Source organism: Pseudoxanthomonas sp. Root65, assembly GCF_001427635.1.
In the GTDB taxonomy this organism is placed as follows: Bacteria; Pseudomonadota; Gammaproteobacteria; order Xanthomonadales; family Xanthomonadaceae; genus Pseudoxanthomonas_A.
Genome location: NZ_LMHA01000002.1, coordinates 725,973 through 751,163, shown reverse-complemented (window position 1 = coordinate 751,163; position 25,191 = coordinate 725,973). Strand labels below are relative to the sequence as shown.

The following is a 25,191-nucleotide window of genomic DNA, read 5'->3' as shown; positions in this document are numbered from 1 at the left end:
GCCCCGATTCTAGCCAGTAATCGCGGCCGGCGTGCACCGGCCGCGTCACCGTGCATCAGCCCTGCGACGCCAGCTGCCCCAACCGCTGCACCGCCACCGACGCGGTCGGGTAGTCCAGCGTCTTCTGCGCGGCCAGCTCGTTGAGCATGTTGAGCGTGAAGCGCAGACCGGCGTCGTCGCGGCCGAGCCAGGCCTTGACCTTGGCATCGGCATGGCCGCCGGGCAGCGACAGCACCTGGTTGGCCAGCGTACGCTGGTGGGCGGCGAGTTCGTCGCGCAGCACGCCGCGGGCGACCGCGTGCCAGCGGCCATCCACCTTCAGGGCTTCGATCTGGTCCTGCAGCCACGGGAGGTGCAGCGCTTCGCCCAACCGGTAGTGCACCTTGGACACCTCGACCGGCTTGAGCTTGCGTGCACGGGCCAGTTCGATGATGTCGCAGGACGGCTCCAGGTACGGCAGTGCCGCGATCTGGCCGGCCAGGGCCACAGGCAGACCCTTGTCCTTCCACGCCTGCAGGCTGGCGTTGTACGCCGGCCGCAGCGAATCCGGCAGCACGCCGTCGGCAGCCCGGATCTCGTTGAAGCCGTCGTGGTAACGCTCCACCGCAGTGGCGATCGCGGGGATCGGCCCCTGCCGGGTCAGCAGCCAGCGGGTGAAGTTGCGCTGCACCTGCCAGATCACCTGCAGGGCGTCGATCTGCACCGACTCCGGCACCTTGCCGTCCAGCGCATCGATCTGGTTCCACAGCGCCCGCGCATCCAGCGTTTCGCGGGTGATGGTGAAGGCCTTGGCGACTTCCGCCGGCGAGCGGCCCGTGTCTTCCTGCATGCGCAGCAGGAAGGTGGCGCCCATGCGGTTGATGGTGGTGTTGGTCACGGCCGTGGCGATGATTTCGCGCTTCAGGCGGTGCTTCTCCATCTCCGAGGCGTACTTCTTCTGCAGCGGTTGCGGGAAGTAGCGCTGCAACTCCTTGGACAGGTACGGATCCTCGGGGATGTCCGATTCCAGCAACTGCTGGAACGCGACCAGCTTGGCGTACGACAGCAGCACCGACAGTTCCGGACGGGTCAGGCCCTGGCCGCGCGCCTTGCGCTCGGCCAGCTCCGCGTCCGACGGCAGGAACTCGATCTGCCGGTCCAGCAGGCCCTGTGATTCCAGCGTCTGGATGAAGTGCTGCTTGGAGCCCAGGCGCGACACGCTCATCCGCTCCATCAGGCTGATGGCCTGGTTCTGGCGGTAGTTGTCCCACAGCACCAGTTCGGCGACTTCGCCGGTCATGTCGGCCAGCAGCTTGTTGCGGGCGTCCATCGACAGCTTCTTCGCCTGCACCACGCCGTTGAGCAGGATCTTGATGTTCACCTCGTGGTCGGAGGTGTCCACGCCGGCGGAGTTGTCGATGAAGTCGGTGTTGAGCAGCACGCCATGCTGCGCGGCTTCGATGCGCCCCAGCTGGGTCAGGCCCAGGTTGCCGCCCTCGCCCACCACCTTGCAGCGCAGCTCGCGGCCGTCGACGCGCAGACCGTTGTTGGCGCGGTCGCCGACATCGGCGTGCGTCTCGCTGGCCGCCTTGACGTAGGTGCCGATGCCGCCGTTCCACAGCAGGTCGACCGGCGCCTTCAGGATGGCGCTCATCAGTTCGTTGGGCGTCATCGCCTTGACGCCGTCGGCGATGCCGAGCGCGGCGCGCACTTCCGGCGTGATCTCGATGGACTTGGCGCTGCGCGGATGGATGCCGCCGCCCTTCGAGATCAGCCTGGCGTCGTAATCGGCCCAACTGGAGCGCGGGACCTTGAACATGCGGTCGCGTTCCTTGAACGACTTCGCCGCATCCGGATTCGGGTCCAGGAAGATGTGGCGGTGGTCGAACGCGGCCAGCAGGCGGATGTGCTCGGACAGCAGCATGCCGTTGCCGAACACGTCGCCCGACATATCGCCGATGCCGACACAGGTGAAGTCCTCGGTCTGGCTGTCGCGGTTCATCGCGCGGAAGTGGCGCTTGACCGACTCCCATGCGCCACGCGCGGTGATGCCCATGCCCTTGTGGTCGTAGCCGACGGAACCACCGGAGGCGAACGCGTCGCCCATCCAGAAGCCGTGCGCGATGGCCAGCCCATTGGCGATATCGGAGAACGTCGCCGTGCCCTTGTCGGCGGCGACGACCAGGTACGGGTCGTCCTGGTCGTGGCGCACCACGTCGACCGGCGGCACGATCCTGTTGCCGACGATGTTGTCGGTGATGTCCAGCAGGCCCTGGATGAACAGCTTGTAGCAGGCGATGCCTTCGGCCAGCACCGCGTCGCGGTCGCCGCCCACCGGCGGACGCTTGACGAAGAAGCCACCCTTCGCGCCGACCGGCACGATGACGGTGTTCTTCACCATCTGCGCCTTCACCAGGCCCAGCACCTCGGTGCGGAAATCCTCGCGGCGGTCGGACCAGCGCAGGCCGCCACGGGCCACCGGACCGAAGCGCAGGTGCACGCCTTCCACGCGCGGGCCGTACACGAAGATCTCGCGGTACGGACGCGGCTTGGGCAGGTCAGGCACCTTGGCCGAATCGAACTTGAAGCTGATCGTGTGCGCCGGCTTCCCGTCCTTGCCGACCTGGTAGAAGCTGGTACGCAGCGTGGCTTCGATCGCGCCCATGAAGCCGCGCAGGATGCGGTCCTCGTCGAGGCTGGACACCCGATCCATCAGCTTCAGCAGCGACTGGTGCGCCGCATCGACCTGCTGCTCGCGCTTGCCGCCGCGCGCCTCGACCAGCCTGGCCAAGGTCTTCTGCGCCGCCTCGTCGTTCCCTGCCAACGGCTTGAGCTGCGCGGCGAAGCGCTCCTGGCCTTCCTTGACCTGCGCCTTGCTCTCGCTGCCGGTCGCCGGATCGAAGCGGGCCTCGAACAGTTCCACCAGCAGGCGGGCAAGCAACGGGTAGCGGTTGAGGGTTTCCTCGACATAGCTCTGCGAGAACGGCACGCCGGTCTGCAGCAGGTACTTGCAGTAACCACGCAGCACGGCGACCTGGCGCCAGGCCAGGCCGGCGCCGAGCACCAACCGGTTGAAGCCATCGTTCTCGGCGTCGCCATGCCAGACGCGGGCGAACGCGTCCTCGAACGCGGGCGCCAGGCGTTCCACATCGAACGCACCGCTCACCGCTTCGACTTCGAACTCCTGGATGTAGCGCGCACCCTGTGCGGTCTCCAGCCGGAACGGATGCTCGGAGATCACGCGCAGGCCCATGTTCTCCATCAGCGGCAGCGCGTCGGACAGCGGGATGTCGGTTTCCTGCCGGTACAGGTTCAGGCGCAGCCGGCCCTGGCCGGGACGCTTGCGGCGCGACTCGTGCAGGCTCAGGCGCAGGTCGTTGGCGCCGGACAGCGAGGCGAGATGTTCGACATCGCGCGCGGCACCCTCCGGCGAGACGACTTCGATGTAGCCGGCCGGCAGCGCACGTCCGTAACCCCCGGCCAGCAGCAGACCCTTGGATTCGCCATGGCGGCCGATCAGGGTTTCGCGCAGGTCGTCCTGCCAGTTGCGCAGCAGGTGGGCGATGTCGCCTTCCAGCGCGGAGGTGTCCACGTCGACCTGTTCACCGGCCTTCGGGCGGATGGTGATGTGCAGCTGCGCCAGCGGCGACTCGCCCAGCAGCACACTGCTGTCGACGTACTCGCCGCGCATGGCGTCCTTCAGCAGCGACTCGATGCGCAGGCGCACGTCGGTGTTGAAGCGTTCGCGCGGGATGTAGACCAGCGCGGAATAGAACCGGCCGTAGCGGTCGCGGCGCAGGAACAGCTTGCTGCGCACGCGCTCCTGCAGGCCCAGGATGCCCATCGAGGTGCGGAACAGTTCCTCGTCGCTGGACTGGAACAGCTCCTCGCGCGGCAGCGTCTCCAGGATGTGGCGCAGCGCCTTGCCGCTGTGGCCGCTCGGCGACAGGCCGGACTTCTGCATCACGTACTCGTGGCGCTCGCGCACCAGCGGGATTTCCCACGGGCGGCGGTTGTAGGCGCTGGAGGTGTACAGGCCGATGAAGCGCTGTTCGGCGATCGGGTTGCCCTGCGCGTCGAACTCCAGCACGCCGATGTAGTCCATGTTGCCCGGGCGATGCACGGTGGAGCGGCGGTTGGTCTTGGTGAGGATCAGCGCATCCACCGAGCCACCCTGCGGCAGGTAGTGCGCGGCCAGCGTCTTGATGTTGCGCGGCGGCGTGGTGTCGCCCTCGCGCAGCAGGCCCAGGCCGCTGTCCTCGACGGCGGCGAGGATGCCGGTGCGCTTCTCGACGCGGTATTCGCGGTAACCGAAGAAGGTGAAGTGGTCGGCGGCGGCCCAGCGCAGGAACTCCTGCGCCTCGCGGCGGCCGTCGTCGTCCACCGGCATGCGGCGGGTCGCCATGTCGTCGGCCAGCGCCAGCATCTTCTCGCGCATGCTCGACCAGTCGCGCACGATGGCGCGGACTTCCTCCAGCACGTTGCGGATTCGCTTCTCGACCTGCGCCATCTCTTCCGGCGGCAGGCGGTCGATCTCCAGCAGCATCAGCGACTCGTGCTTGCCCTCGCCCACCGCGGTGACCTTGCCCGACTTGTCGCGGGTGAAGCGCACCAGCGGGTGGCCCAGCACATGCACGCCCACGCCCATCTCCGCCAGCGCCATGCTGACCGAGTCGACCAGGAACGGCATGTCGTCGTTGATGATCTGCAGCACGGTGTGCGGGGATTCCCAGCCGTGCGACTTCAGCGATGCGTTGAAGATGCGCACGTTGGCGGTGCCGGGCTTGCGGCTGCGCGCGAACGCCAGCGTGTCGGCGGCGATCGCGGCCCAGCCGTCGGCGCTGTGGTGCGGATATTCGTCTTCTTCCATGCGCTTGTAGAACGCGTCGGCGAAGCTGCGCGCCTCGGCCTGCGCGGCGGAACCGGATACGCGCTTGCGGATCGCATCGAGGATGGGCGACAGCGAGAACGCCTCACCGGTCTTCGCCACCTGCCTGCCTTTCTCCCCCGCGGCCTTCGCCGCCTTGTCCGGTCGGACAGCCACCTTTCGGGTGGGTGTCGCCTTAGGGCTCACCGAGGTGGTGGCCTTGCCGGCTTCCGGTTTGGACGTTTTCTTGGAGGCTTTTTTCGGGCTGCGCGCAGCGTTCATGCAGGAAGTGACTCAACAATTGGTAGTCGAATGGTCATTGTATCTCCCGACGCCATGACAAAACTTGCTGCGTGGCGGCATTGGCATCGCTTGCCATCGTGCGGGTGATTGTCTAGCGCGCGCCGAGCGGAGTGACACGCTGCATGCCACTCGGCGGATCGACGAGAACGGCCCCAACATTCGGCAGCGCACGGAAGATCGGGCGACCTCGTCACGCGTTGTTTACAAGTGCCGACACCCGCTTTGTGCACGGAAACGCCGTGTTTTCAAGCCTGTCAAAATTCTAAACTGGACGGTATAGTCCAGTCCGATGCGAGCCTCCCCCACCCCTTCCGCGCCCGACCTGCGTCGCGCCCGCGTCCACCAGGCGGTGCGCGAGCTCATGGCCGAACAGGGTTTCCGCATCAGCATGGACAGCGTTGCGGCGCGCGCGGGCTGTTCCAAGCAGACGCTGTACGCCCACTTCGGCAGCAAGCAGGAACTGCTGCGCAGCGTGATCGCCGAACACCAGGACCTGGCCACCGCGCGCCTTTCGCCGACGGCCGAAGATCCGCGCACCGCGCTGCTGGCCTTCGCCACGCAACACCTCCGGCACCTGTGCGATCCTGCCATCGTGGCGACCAGCCGCCTGATGACGGCCGAAGCGCACCAATTTCCCGATGAAGCGCGCGACCTCTACCGGCAAGCCTGCGATACTCTCGTCCAGCGCCTCGCCACCTGGCTGCAGCATGCGATGGACCAGGGCCAGCTGAGGCATGACGATCCGCACTACGCCGCGGAGCTGCTGCTCAGCATGATCGTGGGAATGGACTTCGACCGGCAGCGTTTCGGTGTGCCCCACCGTGCAGGCGACCGTGCGCGCCGCCGCTGGGCCGAGTTCTCGATCGACACCTTCCTGCGCGCATTCTCGCCGGTCCCCGACACACTCGATTCCGCGCGTCCCGACGTCCCTGCCGGACGGCGCATCCGCCCATCGCATTCCCTTCCCGCGTCCAAAAGAACAAGAAACGGAGTTTCCCCATGACCTCCCCCGTCCGCTCCCTCGTCCTTGCCAGTGCCCTGCTGGCGATCCTGGCCGCCTGCAGCAAGCCCGAACCGCAGCAGATGCCGCCGCCCGAAGTGGTGGTGGTGAGCGCCACGCCGCAGGACGTGCCCTTGCAGCGCGACCTGGTAGGCCGCCTGTCGCCGTACCGCAGCTCGGACGTGCGCGCCCGCGTCGCCGGTGTCGTACAGAAGCGCGTGTACCAGGAAGGCAGCGACGTGAAGGAAGGCCAGGTGCTGTTCCTGATCGATCCGGCACCGCTGCAGGCGTCGCTGAGCGCGGCGCAGGCCACCCTGGCATCGGCCCAGGCGACGTACGCGAATGCGAAAGTCGCGGCGGATCGCGCGCGCCAGCTGGCGCCGCAGCGGTTCGTTTCCCGGTCCGACCTGGACAATGCCGAAGCCGCCGAGCGCAGCGCCGCCGCCGCCGTGCAGCAGGCCCGCGCCAACGTCCAGACCGCCCGCATCAACCTGGGCTACGCCTCGGTCACCGCACCGATCTCCGGGCGTGCCGGCAAGCAGCAGGTCACCGAGGGCGCGCTGGTCGGCCAGGGCGACGCCACGCTGCTCACCACCATCGACCAGATCGACTCGCTGTACGCGAATTTCTCGATGAGCTCCAGCGAGCTGCAGACCCTGCGCCAGGCCCAGGGCGACGGCAAGGTGCAGCTCGCGGGCGACGGCCAGCGCACGGTGCAGGTGCTGCTGCCCAACGGCGAGGCCATCGACCAGACCGGCACGCTGGACTTCTCCGACACCGTCGTCGATCCGGCCACGGGCAGCGTGTCGCTGCGCGCCACCGTGCCGAACCCCGACCGCACGCTGCTGCCGGGTACGTTCGTCACCCTGCGCGCCACGCTGGGCGAACAGAAGGGCGCGTTCCTGATCCCGCAGGGTGCGGTGCAGCGCGATACCGCCAGCGCGTACGCGATGGTGATCGGCAAGGACGGCAATGTCGCACGCAAGAACATCACCGCCCAGCAGGCCATCGGCGCCAACTGGCTGGTCACCGACGGCCTGACCACCGGCGACCAGGTCATCGTCGAAGGCCTGCAGAAGGTCAAGGAAGGCGCGCCGGCCAAGGGCGTGACGGCCGCACAGGCGGCCGCGGCGAAGGCTGCGCAGGCCAAGCCCGCGCCGGCGGCCGGCAAGGCCGAGTAAGAAGGACCCGCCCCCATGCCCAAGTTCTTCATCAACCACCCGATCTTCGCCTGGGTCGTGTCGATCCTGATCTCGCTCGCCGGCGTGATCGCGATCCTCAACCTCGGCGTCGAGTCCTATCCCTCGATCGCGCCGCCGCAGGTCACGGTCAGCGCGACCTATCCCGGCGCCAGTGCCGAGACCACCGAGCGCTCCGTCACCCAGGTCATCGAGCAGCAGCTCACCGGCATCGACAACCTGCTGTATTTCAGTTCCAGTTCCAGCTCGGCAGGCCAGGCCTCGATCACTCTGACGTTCCAGACCGGCACCGATGCGGACATCGCGCAGGTACAGGTGCAGAACAAGGTCTCGCTGGCCACGCCCCGCCTGCCCAGCGAGGTCACTGCGCAGGGTGTGGTAGTGGCCAAGGCGAACGCCGGCTTCCTGATGGTGGTGGGCCTGCAGTCCGACAACCCGAGCATCGACCGCAACCGCCTGAACGACATCGTCGCCTCGCGCGTGCTGGACCAGATCTCGCGCGTGCCGGGCGTCGGCAGCACCCAGCACTTCGGTTCCGAGTACGCCATGAACCTGTGGCTGGACCCGGGCAAGCTGCAGGGCTACAACCTGTCGGCCACCGAGGTGCTGACGGCGGTGCGCGCGCAGAACGTGCAGTTCGCCGCCGGTTCGGTCGGCTCCGATCCCGCCCCCGACGGCCAGGCGTTCACCGCCACGGTCTCGGCGGAAGGCCGCTTCACCTCGCCCGAGCAGTTCGAGCAGATCATCCTGCGCGCCAACAACGACGGCTCGACCGTGCGCCTGAAGGATGTGGCGCGGGTGGAGTTCGGGGCGCAGAACTTCGGCTTCGACACCCAGTTCAACGGCAAGCCGGTCGGCGCCTTCGCCATCCAGCTGCTGCCGGGTGCCAACGCACTGAACGTGGCCGACGCCGTGCGCGCCAAGATGGACGAACTGGCACCCAGCTTCCCCCAGGGCGTCAGCTGGTTCTCGCCGTACGACACCACCACATTCGTCAAGATCTCGATCGAGGAAGTGGTCAAGACGCTGATCGAGGCGGTGATCCTGGTATTCCTGGTGATGCTGGTGTTCCTGCAGAACTTCCGCGCCACCATCATCCCCACGCTGGTAATCCCGGTAGCGCTGCTGGGCACGTTCTGGGGCCTGAGCCTGATCGGCTTCACCATCAACCAGCTGACCATGTTCGCACTGGTGCTGGCCATCGGCATCGTGGTCGACGACGCGATCGTGGTGATCGAGAACGTCGAACGCATCATGGCCGAAGAGAAGCTGCCGCCGCGCGAGGCGACCATCAAGGCGATGGGCCAGATCACCGGTGCGGTCATCGCGATCACCGTGGTGCTGGCGGCGGTGTTCATTCCGTCCGCGCTGCAGGGTGGCGCGTCGGGCGAAATCTACAAGCAGTTCGCCCTGACCATCGCCATCTCGATGGCGTTCTCGGCCTTCCTGGCGCTGGGCTTCACCCCGGCACTGTGTGCCACGTTCCTCAAGCAGCACGAGCACGACAGCCACGAGAAGAAGAACATCGTCTTCCGCACGTTCGAGAAGTACTACGGCAAGATCGAGAAGACCTACGTGGGCCACATCGGCTCGGCCATCAAGCACGCGCCGCGCTGGATGGTCGTGTTCGCGCTGCTCACCGTGCTGGCGGGCTTCCTGTTCACCCGCCTTCCGAGCAGCTTCGTGCCGGAAGAAGATCAGGGCTACGCGCTGGCTATCGTGCAGCTGCCGCCCGGCAACACGCTGCAGAAGACCAAGCAGGTGTTCAACCAGGTACGCGGCACCCTCCAGCAGATGGACGGCTTCGACGGCGTCATGGAAGTGGCAGGCTTCAGCTTCCTGGGCCGCGGCGAGAACGTCGGCATGGCCTTCATCCGCCTCAAGCCCTGGGACGAGCGCGACGTCACCGTGCCGGAGTTCATCCAGCAGGCCAACCAGCGTTTCTACGGCATCAAGGGCGCGCAGATCTTCGTGGTCAACCTGCCCACGATCCAGGGCCTGGGCCAGTTCGGCGGCTTCGACATGTGGCTGCAGGACCGCGCGGGTCTGGGTGAAGAAGCCCTGATGGCGGCACGCAACCAGCTGCTGGGCGCCGCCTCGCAGGACCAGAGCCTGATGGGCGTACGCCCGAACACGCTGGAGAACGCGCCACAGCTGCAGCTGCACGTGGACCGCGTGCAGGCGCAGTCGATGGGCATGTCACTGAGCGACATCTACAACGGCATCCAGCTGATGCTGGCGCCGGTGTACGTCAACGACTTCTTCTACGAAGGCCGCATCAAGCGCGTCAACATGCGCGCCGACGCGCCGTACCGCACCGGCGCCGAGTCGCTGGCGCGGATCTACTCGCCGAGCAGCCAGCAGGCCGATGCGAGCGGCGGCCGCGCCATGATCCCGCTGTCCAACGTGGTGCAGTCGTCGTGGTCGTCGGTGCCGCCATCGCTGTCGCGCTACAACGGCTATTCGGCGGTCAACATCAACGGTTCGGCGGCACCGGGCAGCTCATCCGGCCAGGCGATGACGACGATGGAGAACATCGTCACCGAGCAGCTGCCGCAAGGCTTCGGCTACGACTGGAGCGGCATGTCGTACCAGGAGATCCTGGCCGGCAACAGCGCCACGCTGCTGATGGTGCTGTCGATCGTGGTGGTGTTCCTGTGCCTGGCCGCGCTGTACGAAAGCTGGTCGATCCCGGTGGCGGTGCTGCTGGTGGTGCCGCTGGGTGCGCTGGGCGCCGTGCTCTTCACCATGCTGCGGCCGGGCCTGTCGAACGACCTGTTCTTCAAGATCGGCCTGATCACCATCATCGGCCTGGCGGCGAAGAACGCGATCCTGATCGTCGAGTTCGCGGTGATGGAGCGCAAGCAGGGCAAGACGCTGCGCGACGCGGTCATCACCGCCTCGCACCTGCGCTTCCGCCCGATCCTGATGACCTCGTTCGCCTTCATCATGGGCGTGCTGCCGATGGCCATCTCGACCGGCGCCGGCGCCAATGCCCGCCACGCGATCGGCACCGGTGTCATCGGCGGCATGTTCTTCGCCACCTTCCTTGGCCTGCTGCTGATCCCGGTGTTCTTCGTGGCCGTGCGACGCGTGCTGGGCGACAAGATGGACGAGCCTTCGAAGGAATACCTGCTGGAACAGGAGAGGCCGGCCTCGCGCTGAGCGCCGCCCCTCTCGCAAAAGCCCCGGCATCGCCGGGGCTTTTCGTATGCACCGGCCGCGGACATCCCGGTGCATCCGGTGTCCGCAACCAGGCGTACGGACACGGGCCGGCTGTCCGCGCCAGGGCTGATGCCGTCATGCACTTCTTGCGGCCGTCTCAATTCGTGATAATCCGCCGATTGATCCTGTCGATCACGCCCCACCCCGTTCGTCGACCTGACGATATCCCCCGACCTGCCGAAGACGCCCCATGACACGGAAAGACCCGACCGCAAGGAAAACGCCCTCCGCCACCCGCCGGATGATCCTGATGCTGATTGCCGTGGTGGTGATCTTCGGCGGCGTGTTCGCCGTCAAGGCGATCATGAGCAAGGGCATGAACGACTTCTTCGACACCATGCCGCAGCCGGCCGCCACCGTGACGGACTGGACGGCGAAGCAGGAGGAATGGATCGACGCGCAGCAGGCCGTGGGTACGTTCGTGGCCATCAACGGCACCGACGTCACCACCGAGGCCGGCGGTGTGGTGCGCAGCCTGTCGATCGATGTCGGCAAGCCGGTCAAGGCCGGCACCGTGCTGGCCCAGCTCAATACCGCCAACGAACTGGCGGTGCTGAAGTCGCTGGAAGCCTCCGCCAAGCTCGCCGCTGTCCAGCGCGACCGCTGGCAGGCGCTGGCGCGCGACAAGCTGGTTTCTCAGGCCGAGGCCGAGGAGCGCGCCACGGTGGCGGCGACTTCGCTGGCGCAGGTCGAGGCGCAGCGCGCCCTGATCGCGCAGAAGACCATCCGCGCGCCGTTCGACGGCGTGCTGGGCATCCGCAAGGTCAACCTGGGCCAGTACCTCAACCCCGGCGACGCCATCGTCAGCCTGCAGGCGCTGGACCCGATCTATCTGGACTTCACCCTGCCCGAGCAGCGCGTGGGCCAGGTACTGCCGGGGGCGAAGATCCGCGCCACCGTCGACGCCCTCCCCGGCCAGGTGTTCGAGGGCGAGGTCACCGCGGTGGAGCCGCAAATCGACCCGGCCACGCGCAACTTCAAGGTGCAGGCCACGCTGGCCAACGGCGAGTACAACCTGCGTCCGGGCGCGTTCGCCCACGTCGGCTTCGACACTGGCGACGCGCGCAAGGTGGTGGTGGTGCCGCAGACGGCGATCAGCTTCAACCCCTATGGCAACGCGGTGTACGTGATCCAGGAAGTACCGCGTGCCGAAGGCGAGAGGGACATGCAGGGCAAGCCGCTGACCGGCAAGAAGCTGATCGTGCGCCAACGCTTCGTCACGACCGGCGCCACCCGCGGCGACCTGATCGCGGTCGTCGAGGGCCTCAAGCCCGGCGAGCGCGTGGCGACCACCGGCCTGCTCAAGCTGCGCAATGATGCGGAAGTGGTGATCAACAACAAGGTGCCGCCGGTGACCGATGCCCAGCCCACGCCCGAAAACCGTTGACGGAGCGCCGGCATGAAATTCACCGACATCTTCATCAACAAGCCGGTGCTGGCTATCGTCGTCAGCCTGTTCATCCTGCTGTTCGGCCTGCGCTCGTTCACCGAGTTGAACGTGCGGCAGTACCCCGAGCTGCGCAACGCCGTGGTCAACATCAGCACCACCTACTACGGCGCGGACGCGGACCTGATCCAGGGCTTCATCACCACGCCGCTGGAGCGTGAGGTCGCCAGCGCCGAAGGCATCGAGTACCTCAGCTCGACCAGTTCGGCTGGCGTGAGCATCATCCAGGCCTACATCAAGCTGGATCAGGACCCGAACGAAGCGCTCACCCAGATCGCCGCCAAGGTCAACAAGATGCGCGGCCAGCTGCCGCCGGAGTCCGAGGACCCGGTGATCGACCTGCAGCAAGGCCAGCAGATCGCGGCGATGTACGTGTCCTTCGCCAGCGAGACGCTCGACAACAACCAGATCACCGACTACCTGACCCGCGTGGTGCAGCCCAAGCTGGTGACGGTGTCCGGCGTGCAGCGCGCCGACATCCTGGGCGCGGGCACCTTCGCCATGCGCGTGTGGTTGAAGCCGGACCGCATGACCGCGCTGCAGGTCACCGCCAGCGACGTGTCGACCGCCCTGTCGTCCAACAACGTGCTGGCGGCGGTGGGTTCGACCAAGGGCCAGATGGTCGCCATCGACATGACCGCGCGCACCGACCTGCGCAATGCCGACGAATTCCGCCAGCTGATCATCCGCGAGCAGAACGGCGCCATCGTGCGGCTCGGTGACGTAGCCGACGTGCAGCTCGGTTCGGAGAGTTACGGCACCTCGGTCCGTATCAACGGCGAGGCCGCCACGTTCATGGGCATCTTCGTGTCCCCGGACGCGAATTCGCTGGACGTCATCAAGGACGTGCGTGCGCTGTGGGATGGCGAGATCGTCCCGCAGCTGCCGGAAGGCATCAAGGCCACCATCCCCTACGACAGCACCGAGCAGATCCAGGACGCCATCGACGAGGTGGTCAGCACCATCGTCGAGGCGGTCATCATCGTGATCGTGGTGATCTTCCTGTTCCTGGGGTCGCTGCGCAGTGTGCTGATCCCGGCGGTGACGGTACCGCTGTCGCTGGTGGGCGCGCTGTTCCTGATGCTGCTGATGGGTTTCACGATCAACCTGCTGACGCTGCTCGCGATGGTACTGGCCATCGGCATCGTGGTGGACGACGCGATCATCGTGCTGGAGAACATCCACCGCCACATCGAAGAAGGCATGTCGCCGTACGACGCGGCGATCAAGGGCGCGCGCGAGCTTGCCTGGCCGGTCGTCGCGATGACTACCACGCTGGTGGCGGTCTACCTGCCCATCGGCTTCCAGGGCGGCCTGACCGGCGTGCTGTTCACGGAGTTCGCGTTCACCCTGGCCGGCTCGGTGCTGCTGTCGGGCGTGATCGCGCTGACGTTGACCCCGATGATGTGCGCCAAGATCCTCAAGCCGCACAGTGAAGGCGGCAAGGGCAAGCTGGAAAAGTGGTTGGACGAGCGCTTCGAGAAGCTCAATGCCGGTTACCAGCGCCGCCTGCACGGCACGATGGAGACCAAGTCGGTGGTCGGCGTGTTCGGCATCCTGGTGCTGGTCTCGTGCGCCTTCCTGTACATGACGGCACCGAAGGAGCCGGCGCCGCTGGAGGACGAAGGCTTCATCTTCTCCGTCGCCAGCGCCGACCCCTACTCCACCCTGGACTACGTGGAGCGCTACACCGAAGAGGTCACCTCCATCGCCAAGGGCGTGCCGGAAGTGCAGGACTACTTCCTGTTCAACGGCGGCTTCGGCGGCAGCGGCGGCGGCGCCAGTCCGATGGCGATGGCCGGTTTCGTGCTGAAGCCCTGGAGCGAGCGCGAGCGCTCGACCAACGCGGTGCTGCAGCAGGAACTGCAGCCGAAGATGAGCCAGGTCAGCGGCCTGAACATCTTCGCGCTGGTGCCCCCTTCGCTGCCCAGCGCGGGCGGCGACGGCGGTGGTGGCGAGTTCATCATCGGCGGCGTGGGCGAGCTGAGCCAGCTGGCCGACCTCGCCGACGAAATCCTGGTGAAGGCGATGGAGAGCAAGCGCTTCATCTTCCTGGACAAGGACCTGAAGATCGACAAGCCGCGCATCGAGGTCAACATCGACCGCGAAAAGGCGGCCAGCCTCGGCATCGACATGCGTACGCTGGCGGCCGACATGGCGGCCATGCTGTCCGGCGGCTACACCAACCGCTTCGCGATGCAGAACCGCTCGTACCTGGTGATTCCGCAGGTGCAGCGCAGCGACCGCCTCAATGCCAGCGACCTGGAGAACTACTACACCCGCACCCGCGACGGCGAGCTGATCCCGCTGTCGACGCTGGTGACGCTGAAGGAGAGCGCACAGCCGCAGTCGCTGAAGCGCTTCCAGCAGCTCAATGCGGTGTCGATCACCTTCGCCCCCCGCCCCGGCGTGAGCAAGGGCGAGGCGCTGGCGATCCTCGACCAGGCGGCGAAGGAGGTGCTGCCGCAGGGCTATTCGGTGGATTACGCCGGCGAGTCGCGCCAGTTCAAGCAGGAAGGCGCGGCGATGCTGGTCACGCTCGCGCTCGCGCTGATCGTGATCTTCCTGGTGCTGGCGGCGCAGTTCGAGAGCTTCCGCGATGCACTGATCATGCTGCTGACGGTGCCGATGGCCATCAGCGGCGCGCTGTTGACGGTCAACGTACTGGCGATCCTCAGCGGCATCCTCGGCTTCATGCAGATCGAAGCCTTTCCCGGCATGAGCATCAACATCTACACGCAGGTGGGCCTGGTGACGCTGGTCGGCGTGATTTCCAAGCACGGCATCCTGATCGTGGAGTTCGCCAACAAGCTGCAGTCCGAGCAGGGCCTGTCCAAGCGCGAGGCGATCGAACAGGCTGCCGCCATCCGCCTGCGTCCGGTGCTGATGACCACCGCCGCGCTGGTGTTCGCGATGATCCCGCTGTTGATCGCCAGCGGCCCGGGTGCCGCCTCGCGCTTCTCGATGGGCGTGGTGATCGCCTCGGGCATGACCATCGGCACGCTGTTCACCCTGTTCGTGTTACCGGCGTTCTACCTGTACCTGGCGCGCGACCATGCGCATGACCGCGACAGCGAGCACGCACCGCAGGACGACGGCGATGGACTGCCGCCGGAGCCGGCCACCGGTCACTGACCGGCAGCGGCACGTTTGCAAAGCGAGAAACCCCGGCATCGCCGGGGTTTCTTTTTGCGGCGAATGCAGGACTACGCCAGCCCGAGCTTGGTGACCCTCACGCTCGGGATTGCGCTTGTCGTTCCAGGCATCACCTCGACAGCATCCCGTGAAGCACGTCGCGCGTGCACGCCCAAGTCTCAGAGCGGTGCATTGGCCGCCGGCGCGACATACGCCTGACGCGCCGCGCGCACTTCGTCGTGGTGGTCGGAAGCCCATTGGGCGAGCATCTCTATGCGCTCGAAGAACGAGGTTCCCAGCGGCGTCAGCGCGTAATCCACACGCGGCGGTACCGTCGGGAACACCTCGCGCCGCACCAGCCCATCCTGTTCGAGGCGACGCAGCGTCTGCGCCAGCATCCGTGGCGAGATATCGGCGATGCGCTTGCGCACCTCGGTGAAGCGCAGCGTGCCACCGGCCAGCTCGTGCAACACCAGCACGGTCCAGCGGTCGCCCAACCGGTCCAGCACGTCGCGGATCGGGCAGTTCTCGGTGAGGATCAGCGATTGGCGGTGCAGGGTCATGGGCGACATCCAGTGCATGGTTACCGCGCGGTAACCGGGTTACTTCAGGCTCCCTGCTTGTGGGCGCGAAAGCCATTACTACCATAGCGTAACCAATGACCTTTCCGTTATCAAACCAGGAGTCCGCATGAACACGCCCACCCCCACCCTGCTGGTCACCGGCGCCTCCGGGCAGCTTGGCGGCGCCGTCGTCCGCCACCTGCTGGACACGCTGAAGATTCCCGCCGAGCGCCTGATCGTGACCAGCCGGTCCCCCAAAGGACTGGCCGACCTCGCCGCGCGCGGCGTGACCGTGCGCGCCGCCGACTTCGACCAGCCCGGCACGCTCGCCGCCGCGTTTGCGGGCGCCGATCGCCTGCTGCTGGTCAGCACGGATGCCCTGATGGAACCGGGCAAGCGTCTGGCCCAGCATCGCGCCGCCGTGCAGGCCGCGGTCGGTGCCGGCGTAAAGCATGTGGTCTATACCTCACTGCCGTCCGCCGATACCTCGCATGTTTCCTTCGCGCCGGACCACTGGGGCACCGAACAGGCACTGTCCGCGTCGCCGCTCACGTGGACTGTGCTGCGCAACGCCTGGTACTTCGAGAACCTCGCCTATGCCTTGCCCGGTGCGCTGGCGTCCGGTGCATGGGCGACCGCGGCGGGCGAAGGCCGCATTGCCTATATCGCGCGCGACGATCTGGCCCTCGCCGCCGCTCATGCGCTGGCCTCCGGCGACACGGCGAACCGTGTCCTCACCCTCACCGGGACGCAGGCGTACGCTGCCCGCGACATGGCCGCCCGCGTCGCCGCATTGACGGGAAAACCGCTGTCCGTCGTCGACATCACGCCCGAGCAGCACATCGAAGGCTTGCGCGCGCATGGCTTTCCCCCCGTCCTGGCCGAGGTGTTCGCCTCCTTCGATGCCGCGACCGCCGACGGTGATCTCGGCGAGGTCACGGACGACTATCGCCAGCTCACCGGCCGGTCGCCGACCACGCTGGATGCGTGGCTGCCGGCGAACCTCGACCTGCTGACCAAGGCGCACTGAGCCGGAAAAGAAGAACCCCGGCACGAAGCCGGGGTTCTCGGTGACGCCTGGACGGGACCGAGCGATCAGGCCGGCTTGGCCGCCTTCTGCTTCGCGATCCACTGGTCTACGCGACGCTCCAGCAGGGTCAGCGGCAGCGCACCGCCACCCAGCACGGTGTCGTGGAAACCCTTGATGTCGAACTTGTCGCCCAGTTCGGTCTCGGCCTTCTTGCGCAGTTCCTGGATCTTGATCATGCCGATCTTGTAGGCCGTCGCCTGGCCCGGCATGATCAGGTAGCGCTTGATCTCGGACTCGATCGCCGCACGCGGCACCGCACTGTTGGCGTCGAAGTACTCCACCGCCTGCTCTTCCGTCCAGCCCTTGGCATGCAGGCCGGTATCCACCACCAGGCGGATCGCGCGCCACATTTCCGAGCTCAGGCGACCGAATTCGGAATACGGATCCTGGTAGGTGCCCGGCATTTCCTTGGCCAGCCACTCCGAATACAGGCCCCAGCCTTCCGCATAGGCGGTCACGCCGTACTGCGTACGGAACTTCGGCACGCCGGTCAGCTCCTGCGCGATCGAGATCTGCATGTGGTGCCCCGGCAGGCCCTCGTGGTACGCGATGACCTCAAGCTCCGGCTTCGGCATGGCGTTCATGTCGGACAGGTGCGCGTAGTACACGCCCGGCCGCGCGCCATCCGGCGTACCGGGGAAGTAATGCTGCGCGGCACCGTCCTGCTCGCGGAACGGTTCCACGCGCTTGACCACCAGGTCGGCCTTGGGCAGCAGGCCGAAATACTCCGGCAGCACCTTCTTGATATTGTCGATGGCACGGGTGGCGTCGTCGATGTAGGCCTGGCGGCCGGCGTCGGTGTTGGGATACTTGAACTGCTTGTCGGTGTCGATGAAGGTGAAGAACGCATCCAGGTCGCCCTGGAAGCCGACCTTGTCCTTCAGCGCGGTCATCTCGCCCTTGATGCGCTCGACTTCCTTCAGGCCCAGCGCGTGGATCTCCTCGGCGCTCATGCCGGTGGTGGTCATCTGCCGCAGCTGGTACTCGTAGTACGCCTTGCCGTTCTTGTGGGTCGTGCCCACGCCGGTGGCGTTGACGGCGGCCTTCGGCAGCTCTTCCTCGCTCCACGCGATCACGCCGTCGTAGGCCGGCTTGAACTGTTCGAGCAGCGCCTTGCGCGCCTCGTCCTTCAACGCGGTGGCGCGGGCGGCGTCAATCTTGCCGGCCTTGACCAGCGCATCGGCCTTGGCCTGGGCGTCGGCCCAGATCGCCGAATCCTCGCCTGCCGAGAACGGCGCACCGGCGACGACCTTCTTCGCCTGGTCGATGACGCCCTCGTAGGCGAACTTCGGCGGACGCACACCCTGTGCCGCCGATGCGCGCGCGCGTTCGAGCAGCTGGTCGAACGCACGCTGGGTGGCCTTGAGGCGGGCGACGTAGGCGGTGTAGTCGGACTCTTCCTCGACCTTGTGGAAGCTGATCAGGAAGGTCGGCCAGAAACCCTGCGCACCGTTCATCTGATCGAACGCGTAGCCGTCCAGCAGGAACGGCAGGCCATCGCGCGCGTTCTCGTACTGCAGCTTCCACAGGTCGTAGGAGAACTTGGTCTCGTCGTCGAGCTTGGCGTAGTCGAAGGACTTCTCCATCTCCTCGACGCTGGACTTCTGCCAGGCGACCTGGTCGCGCTGCGCTTGCTCGGACATGTCGTCGACCTGGTCGTACAGGTCCTTGCGGCCCTGGAAGGTCAGCTGGATCGGGCTGAACTTCAGTTGCTCTTCGTACTTCTTCTCGAACCACTCGTTCAGACGCTTGCTCTCGGCAGCGATGTCGGCAGCGGACGCCACCGGGGTGGCCGCATCGGCGGCCGCGCCGGCCGCAGGGGCATTGCCCTTGTCGCAGGCAGCCAGGGCCAGCGTGAGGGCACAGACGATCAGGGTTTTGCGCATCGGGGTCTCCAGGAGGAAAACGGGGGACAGACCCCCGCATCGGGCCACTCTAGCGGACCCCGCGCCGGTGGTCCCATGACGAAAGACGGGGGTCGGGACAACCGAAGTCCCGGAACGGAGAACGCCGCCTTGCGGCGGCGTTCTGTTGGAGCCCGATGGCTGCGGTACTCAGCGCAGTCCGGTCTCGTTGCGCGCGATCACCAGTCGCTGGATCTCACTGGTGCCCTCGTAGATCTCGGTGATCTTGGCGTCGCGGAAGTACCGCTCGATCGGCATTTCCTTCGAGTAGCCCATGCCGCCGTGGATCTGCAGCGCCTGGTGGGTGATCCACATGGCCGCTTCCGATGCCGTCAGCTTGGCGATGGCGGCTTCGTTGCTGAAACGCTGGCCCTGGCCCTTCACCCATGCGGCGCGCAGGGTCAGCAGCGTGGCCGCGTCCAGCTTGCACTTCATGTCGGCGATCTTGGCCTGGGTCATCTGGAACGTGCCGATCGGCGCGCCGAAGGCCTTGCGCTCCTTCACGTAGGCGATCGTCGCCTCGTAGGCGGCGCGCGCAATACCGATGGCCTGCGAGGCGATGCCGATGCGGCCGGCATCCAGCACGCTCATGGCGATCTTGAAGCCTTCGCCTTCCTTGCCCAGCACATCCTCCGCAGCGGCCACGTAGTCGGTGAACTCGATCTCGCAGGTGGCCGAGGCACGGATGCCCAGCTTCGGCTCGGTCTTGCCGCGATGGAAGCCGGCCTTTTCGGTGTCGATCATGAAGGCGGTGATGCCGCGCGCGCCCTTGTCCGGCTCGCTCATCGCGAACAGCACGATGTATTTGGCCACCGGGCCCGAGGTGATCCAGCTCTTCTTGCCGTTGATGACGAAGCTGCCGTCGGCCTGCTTCACGGCGCGGCAGCGCATCGCGGTGGCATCGGAGCCGGATTGCGGCTCGGTCAGCGCGAAGGCGCCGATCTCGCGTCCCTCGGCGATGGCGCGTACGTAGGTCTGCTTCTGGTCTTCGCTGCCGAACGTCAGGATGCCGTTGCAGAACAGCGAGTTGTTGACCGACACGATGGTGGAGTGCGCGGCATCGGCGGCGGCGATCTCGATCATCGCCAGCACGTAGGCGATCGGGTCCATGCCAGCGCCGCCGTACTCGGCCGGCACCTCGATGCCCATCAGCCCGTTCTCGCCCAGCAGACGGATGTTGTCCAGCGGAAACTCACCGGTCCTGTCGTGATGCTCGGCACTGGGTCCGATCTTCTCCTGGGCGATCCGGCGCGCAACGTCCTGGATCATCAACTGCTCTTCGGTGAATGCGAAATCCACGGGTATCCCTCGACCATGTGTTAGATACCAATTGTAACCCGCGACCATGCGCGGGCGTATGCCGCGGGTTGACCGTGACCCGGCCCGCCGTCAAAATATCTCTATATCGCGATATGGAGATATTTATGGATCTGGAGGCCTGGTCTACCCGGCTCAAGGTGTTCGCCGACGCCACCCGCGTGCGCCTGCTGGCGCTGCTGGCGCGCGAGGAGCTCACCGTCGCCGAGCTGTCGGCGATTACCCAGCTGGCGCAGCCGCGCGTCTCCACCCATCTGGCCAAGCTCAAGGAGGCAGGCCTGGCCCGCGACCGCCGCGCAGGGGTGTCGGCGTACTACCGGTTCGACGAGGACAACCTGGACAGCGTGCAGCGCGAACTGTGGCGCAGCCTGCGCGACGGCAGCGACGATCCGCTGCTGCGGCAGGACGCCGAACGCATCACCGCGGTGCTGGCGAACCGTGCCGCCGACCAGAACTGGGCCGACAGCGTGGCAGGCGACATGGAACGCCACTACTCGCCCGGCCGCACCTGGGAAGCGCTGGCCCGTACCGCGCTGCCCCTGCTCGAGACCGGCGACGTGCTGGACATCGCCTCCGGCGACGGCGTGCTGGCCGAACTGCTCTCGCCGCATGCCAAGCGCTACGTCTGCATCGACACCAGCACGCGCGTGGTCGCCGCCGCCGGCGAGCGCCTGCGGCGTTTCCCCAACGTGGAAGTCCGAGAGGGCGACATGCACGCACTGCCCTTCAAGGACGGCAGCTTCGACCTGGTCGTACTGATGCACGCGCTGACCTATGCCAGCAAACCGGCACAGGCCGTCGCCGAAGCCGCACGCGTGCTGCGCAAGGGTGGTCGCCTGTTGCTGAGCAGCCTTGGCAAGCATGAGCACAGGTCAGCCGTCGAAGCCTACGGCCACGTCAACCTCGGCTTCACCGAGAAGGAACTTCGCAGGTTCGCCGAGAAGGCCGGGCTGGACATCGCCAACGCCGAGACCGTCACCCGCGAGCGCCGTCCTCCTCATTTCGAAGTCATTTCCCTCACCGCCACCAAGCCATGAAGTCACTGCCCTGGCTGAACCCTCGGCGCGCCGACCTGCTCGCGCAAGCCCTGGAACACCGCATCCTGATCATCGACGGCGCGATGGGCACCATGATCCAGCGCCACGGCCTGCAGGAGGCCGACTACCGTGGGCAACGTTTCGCCGACGGCTGCGATGCCCAGCACCCGCATACGCATACGCACGGTCCCGGTTGCGACCATGACCTCAAGGGCAACAACGACCTGCTGCTGCTGACCAAGCCGGAGGTGATCGCCGAGGTGCACGCGGCGTATCTCGAAGCCGGCGCCGACCTGATCGAGACCAATACGTTCAATGCGACGTCGATCAGCCAGGCCGACTACCACCTCGAACACTTGGTCTACGAACTGAACAAGGCCGGTGCGCAGGTCGCGCGCCAGTGCTGCGATGCCGTCGAGGCGTCCACGCCCGACAAGCCCCGCTTCGTGATCGGCGTGCTGGGACCGACCAGCCGCACCGCATCCATCAGTCCCGACGTCAACGACCCGGGTTTCCGCAACACCAACTTCGACGAGCTACGCGCCACGTATCGCGAGGCCATCGAAGGCCTGATCGACGGCGGTGCCGACACGCTGATGGTGGAGACCATCTTCGACACGCTCAACGCCAAGGCGGCGCTGTATGCGATCGAGGAGGTGTTCGACGCGCGGGGTGGCCGGCTGCCGGTGATGATCTCCGGCACCATCACCGATGCCTCGGGCCGCACGCTGTCCGGGCAGACGGCGGAAGCCTTCTACGCCTCGGTAGCGCATGGCCGTCCACTTTCGATCGGCCTGAACTGCGCGCTGGGCGCCAAGGACCTGCGCGAACACGTCGAAACGCTGGCCACCGTGGCCTACGCCTACGTCAGCGCGCACCCCAACGCCGGGCTGCCCAATGCGTTCGGCGAGTACGACGAGACGCCCGAAGAAATGGCCGCCACGCTGAAGGAGTTCGCGCAGTCCGGCCTGCTCAATCTCGTGGGCGGATGCTGTGGCACGACGCCGGCGCACATCAAGGCCATCGCCGAGGCCGTGGCGGGAATCCCGCCGCGCCGCCTGCCTGCCGACGGCCTGGAACAGGCCGCATGAGCCCGCGCATCCGCCACACCCGCCTGTCCGGCCTGGAACCGCTGGTCATCACGCCGGACCTGCTGTTCGTCAATGTCGGCGAACGCACCAACGTCACCGGCAGTGCTCAGTTCCGCAAGCTGATCAAGGAAGAACGCTACGAGGAAGCGGTCGACGTCGCCCGCCAGCAGGTCGCCAACGGCGCGCAGATCCTCGACGTCAACATGGACGAGGGCCTGATCGATTCCGAGAAGGCGATGGACCGCTTCCTCAACCTGATCGCCTCCGAACCCGACATCGCCCGCATTCCGGTGATGGTCGATTCGTCGAAGTGGAGCGTGATCGAGGCCGGCCTGAAATGCCTGCAGGGCAAGGGCGTGGTCAACTCGATCTCGCTGAAGGAAGGCGAAGCCGCCTTCATCGAGCAGGCCCGCAAGGTGCTGCGCTACGGCGCCGCCGCCGTGGTCATGGCCTTCGACGAGACGGGCCAGGCCGACACCTGTGCGCGCAAGGTCGAGATCTGTACGCGTGCCTACCGCATCCTGACCGAAGAGGTCGGCTTCCCGCCGGAAGACATCATCTTCGATCCCAACATCTTCGCCGTGGCCACCGGCATCGAGGAGCACGACAACTACGCCGTCGACTTCATCGAAGCGACCCGCATCATCAAGCGGACCCTGCCCCACTGCCACGTGTCCGGCGGCGTATCGAACGTCTCGTTCTCGTTCCGCGGCAACGAGCCGGTGCGCGCGGCGATCCATTCCGTGTTCCTGTACCACGCCATCCAGGCCGGCATGGACATGGGCATCGTCAATGCCGGCGGCCTGCCGGTCTACGACGACCTGGACGCCGAACTCCGCGAGCGCGTGGAGGACGTGATCCTCAACCGGCGCAAGGATTCGACCGAGCGGCTGCTGGAGATCGCGGACCGCTACAAGGGCAGGAAGGGCGAGGCGCAGGTCGAGAATTTGGCCTGGCGCGACAAGCCGGTGCGGGAGCGCCTGGCGCATGCGCTGGTGCACGGCATCGACGCCTTCGTCGACCAGGACACCGAGGAAGCGCGGCAGCAGGCCGTGCGTCCCTTGGACGTGATCGAAGGGCCGCTGATGGATGGCATGAACGTCGTCGGCGACCTGTTCGGCGCTGGCAAGATGTTCCTGCCGCAGGTGGTCAAATCCGCCCGCGTGATGAAGAAGGCCGTGGCCTACCTGCTGCCGTTCATCGAGGAAGAGAAGCTGCGTACCGGCGATGTCGCCAAGTCGAACGGCAAGATCATCATGGCCACGGTCAAGGGCGACGTGCACGACATCGGCAAGAACATCGTCGGCGTGGTGCTGGCCTGCAACAACTTCGACGTGGTGGACCTGGGCGTGATGGTGCCCACGCAGAAGATCCTGGACACCGCCCGCGCCGAGAACGCCGACCTGATCGGCCTGTCCGGCCTGATCACGCCGTCGCTGGAGGAAATGACCCATGTCGCCCGCGAGATGCAGCGACAGGGGTTCGAGATGCCTTTGCTGATCGGTGGCGCAACGACCTCGCGTGCGCACACCGCGCTGAAGATCGATCCGCACTACAACGCGCCGACGGTCTGGGTGAAGGATGCGTCGCGTGCGGTCGGCGTGGCGCAATCGTTGATCTCGCGCGACATGCGCGCGGCCTTCGTCGCTGCCAACGACGCCGACTACGCCGAGATCCGCGAACGCCACCGCAACCGCGGCGACGCCAAGCGCCTGGTGTCCCTGGAGAAGGCGCGCGGGCAGAAATTCGACGGCGGTTGGGACCACTACACGCCACCGGTGCCGAAGCAGCCGGGCCTGCATGTCTTCGACGACTATCCGCTGGCGGAACTGATCGACTTCATCGACTGGACCCCGTTCTTCCAGGCCTGGGAACTCGCAGGCAAGTACCCTGCGATCCTGACCGACGAGGTGGTGGGCACGCAGGCCAGCGAGCTGTACCGCGACGCACGCGCGATGCTGGATCGCATCGTGTCGGAGAAGTGGCTGACGGCGAAGGCGGTGTTCGGCCTGTGGCCGGCGAACAGCTTCGGCGACGACGTCGAGATCCAGCCCCTTCACCCGCTTGCGGGGGAAGGCTGGGATGGGGGCCACGCGGCGGCTCAGACCCCACCTCCCTCCTTCCCCGCGAGCGGAGCAGGCGGCGCAACCCGCCTGCACTTCCTGCGCCAGCAGGTCGACAAGCCCGCCGACCGGCCGGATTTCTGCCTGGCCGACTTCATCGCGCCCAGGGACTTCGGCAAGCAGGACTGGATCGGCATGTTCGCGGTCACCGCCGGCATCGGCATCGACGCGCATGTGGCGCGCTTCGAGGCCGACCACGACGACTACAACGCCATCCTGCTCAAGGCGCTGGCCGACCGGCTGGCGGAGGCGCTGGCCGAACGCCTGCACCAGCGCGTGCGCAAGGAGTTCTGGGGTTACGTGTCCGACGAGTCGCTGGACAACGAGGCCTTGATTGCCGAGAAGTATGTCGGCATCCGACCTGCCCCGGGTTACCCGGCCTGCCCCGAGCACAGCGAGAAAGGCACGCTGTTCCGCCTGCTCGATGCCGGACACAACGCCGGCATGTCGCTGACGGAAAGTTTCGCGATGCTGCCGACCGCGGCGGTGTCCGGCTATTACTTCAGCCATCCGCAGAGCCAGTACTTCGTGGTCGGCCGCGTATCGAAGGAACAGGCGGCCGACTACGCCAAACGCAAGGGCGTGGAACTGGCCCAGGTCGAGCGCTGGCTGGCATCGAATCTGGACTACGACCCCGAATAAGAAAGCTCACCGAGCACCTTGGTGACGCGGCCGCCAGCGTGCCTCCCGAGGCCGAACCCGCATGGCACCTACTCCCCCTCTCTCCCGCCGGGAGAGGGCAAGGGTGAGGGCGAACCGCCGCAATCCCAGTCCGTCCCGGATTGTGGACAACCCCACCGTCGTCCCAGCGAACGCTGGGACCCATCTTGCTCTTACGAGATGCCGCGGCCCGCATGCGCAATGGATTCCAGCTTTCGCTGGAATGACGGGACTACGGGCAGGCCAACCAC

Annotated in this window: 12 protein-coding genes and 1 pseudogene; 9 read left to right on the top strand and 4 right to left on the bottom strand. The window is 66.6% G+C overall.

Annotation, left to right across the window (positions count from 1 at the left end):
• Nucleotides 1-55: 55 nt before the first annotated feature.
• On the bottom strand, nt 56-5,128 hold the full coding sequence (locus tag ASD77_RS14025; protein ID WP_082563312.1) for an NAD-glutamate dehydrogenase domain-containing protein: 5,073 nt from the start codon (nt 5,126-5,128) through the stop codon (nt 56-58).
• 310 nt (nt 5,129-5,438) lie between these two features.
• Here ASD77_RS14025 and ASD77_RS14020 point away from each other — a divergent pair.
• The 5 genes and pseudogenes from ASD77_RS14020 to ASD77_RS14000 form a co-directional block, all read left to right on the top strand.
• A pseudogene (locus ASD77_RS14020) lies at nt 5,439-6,041 on the top strand (TetR/AcrR family transcriptional regulator); the annotation flags it as partial.
• Nucleotides 6,042-6,148: 107 nt separating this feature from the next.
• Entirely contained in the window at nt 6,149-7,330 is a 1,182-nt protein-coding gene (locus tag ASD77_RS14015) for an efflux RND transporter periplasmic adaptor subunit (RefSeq protein WP_055942934.1), read from the top strand.
• 15 nt (nt 7,331-7,345) lie between these two features.
• Nucleotides 7,346-10,513 (top strand): efflux RND transporter permease subunit, encoded by a 3,168-nt coding sequence (locus ASD77_RS14010; RefSeq protein ID WP_055942930.1) that lies wholly within the window; start codon nt 7,346-7,348, stop codon nt 10,511-10,513.
• A gap of 250 nt (nt 10,514-10,763) precedes the next feature.
• The gene (locus ASD77_RS14005; protein WP_082563310.1) at nt 10,764-11,960 is read left to right on the top strand and encodes an efflux RND transporter periplasmic adaptor subunit; all 1,197 of its coding nucleotides are present in this window, start codon (nt 10,764-10,766) and stop codon (nt 11,958-11,960) included.
• A 12-nt stretch (nt 11,961-11,972) separates the two neighbouring features.
• Nucleotides 11,973-15,155 (top strand): efflux RND transporter permease subunit, encoded by a 3,183-nt coding sequence (locus ASD77_RS14000; protein WP_055942924.1) that lies wholly within the window; start codon nt 11,973-11,975, stop codon nt 15,153-15,155.
• Nucleotides 15,156-15,334: 179 nt separating this feature from the next.
• Here the strand turns inward: ASD77_RS14000 and ASD77_RS13995 are convergent, their stop codons facing one another.
• The gene (locus ASD77_RS13995) at nt 15,335-15,718 is read right to left on the bottom strand and encodes a helix-turn-helix domain-containing protein (RefSeq protein ID WP_055942921.1); all 384 of its coding nucleotides are present in this window, start codon (nt 15,716-15,718) and stop codon (nt 15,335-15,337) included.
• 127 nt (nt 15,719-15,845) lie between these two features.
• Between ASD77_RS13995 and ASD77_RS13990 the strand changes: the two genes are divergently transcribed.
• Nucleotides 15,846-16,748 carry an SDR family oxidoreductase gene (locus ASD77_RS13990; protein ID WP_055942917.1) on the top strand — a complete coding sequence of 301 codons (903 nt, stop codon included), beginning with the start codon at nt 15,846-15,848 and terminating at the stop codon, nt 16,746-16,748.
• A 65-nt stretch (nt 16,749-16,813) separates the two neighbouring features.
• Here the strand turns inward: ASD77_RS13990 and ASD77_RS13985 are convergent, their stop codons facing one another.
• Both ASD77_RS13985 and ASD77_RS13980 read right to left on the bottom strand, forming a co-directional pair.
• Complete coding sequence (locus tag ASD77_RS13985) at nt 16,814-18,694, bottom strand: DUF885 domain-containing protein (protein ID WP_055942914.1); 1,881 nt, start codon at nt 18,692-18,694, stop codon at nt 16,814-16,816.
• Between the two features lie 168 nt (nt 18,695-18,862).
• Nucleotides 18,863-20,011 (bottom strand): acyl-CoA dehydrogenase family protein, encoded by a 1,149-nt coding sequence (locus ASD77_RS13980; RefSeq protein ID WP_055942911.1) that lies wholly within the window; start codon nt 20,009-20,011, stop codon nt 18,863-18,865.
• Nucleotides 20,012-20,136: 125 nt separating this feature from the next.
• Here ASD77_RS13980 and ASD77_RS13975 point away from each other — a divergent pair, with 125 nt between their 5' ends.
• From ASD77_RS13975 to metH, 3 genes are read left to right on the top strand one after another with little or no spacing between them, the layout of a single operon-like run.
• Nucleotides 20,137-21,066: an ArsR family transcriptional regulator gene (locus ASD77_RS13975; protein ID WP_055942908.1), complete on the top strand. Its 930-nt coding sequence runs from the start codon at nt 20,137-20,139 to the stop codon at nt 21,064-21,066.
• Entirely contained in the window at nt 21,063-22,157 is a 1,095-nt protein-coding gene (locus ASD77_RS13970; protein WP_055942904.1) for a homocysteine S-methyltransferase family protein, read from the top strand. The genes ASD77_RS13975 and ASD77_RS13970 overlap by 4 nt, the downstream gene beginning before the upstream one ends.
• A complete protein-coding gene (metH, locus tag ASD77_RS13965; RefSeq protein WP_055942901.1) occupies nt 22,154-24,922 on the top strand; it encodes a methionine synthase in 2,769 nt (922 codons plus the stop codon). Before ASD77_RS13970 ends, metH begins: the two co-directional genes overlap by 4 nt.
• Nucleotides 24,923-25,191: the final 269 nt, after the last annotated feature.

Bases quoted from the DNA above. Each gene is read 5' to 3' on its own strand.
- ASD77_RS13990 (WP_055942917.1), top strand. From the start codon at position 15,846: ATGAACACGCCCACCCCCACCCTGCTGGTCACCGGCGCCTCCGGGCAG.
- ASD77_RS14010 (WP_055942930.1), top strand. From the start codon at position 7,346: ATGCCCAAGTTCTTCATCAACCACCCGATCTTCGCCTGGGTCGTGTCG.
- ASD77_RS14015 (WP_055942934.1), top strand. From the start codon at position 6,149: ATGACCTCCCCCGTCCGCTCCCTCGTCCTTGCCAGTGCCCTGCTGGCG.
- ASD77_RS14025 (WP_082563312.1), bottom strand. From the start codon at position 5,128: ATGAACGCTGCGCGCAGCCCGAAAAAAGCCTCCAAGAAAACGTCCAAA.
- ASD77_RS13995 (WP_055942921.1), bottom strand. From the start codon at position 15,718: ATGACCCTGCACCGCCAATCGCTGATCCTCACCGAGAACTGCCCGATC.
- metH (WP_055942901.1), top strand. From the start codon at position 22,154: ATGAGCCCGCGCATCCGCCACACCCGCCTGTCCGGCCTGGAACCGCTG.
- ASD77_RS14000 (WP_055942924.1), top strand. From the start codon at position 11,973: ATGAAATTCACCGACATCTTCATCAACAAGCCGGTGCTGGCTATCGTC.
- ASD77_RS13970 (WP_055942904.1), top strand. From the start codon at position 21,063: ATGAAGTCACTGCCCTGGCTGAACCCTCGGCGCGCCGACCTGCTCGCG.
- ASD77_RS13985 (WP_055942914.1), bottom strand. From the start codon at position 18,694: ATGCGCAAAACCCTGATCGTCTGTGCCCTCACGCTGGCCCTGGCTGCC.
- ASD77_RS14005 (WP_082563310.1), top strand. From the start codon at position 10,764: ATGACACGGAAAGACCCGACCGCAAGGAAAACGCCCTCCGCCACCCGC.
- ASD77_RS13975 (WP_055942908.1), top strand. From the start codon at position 20,137: ATGGATCTGGAGGCCTGGTCTACCCGGCTCAAGGTGTTCGCCGACGCC.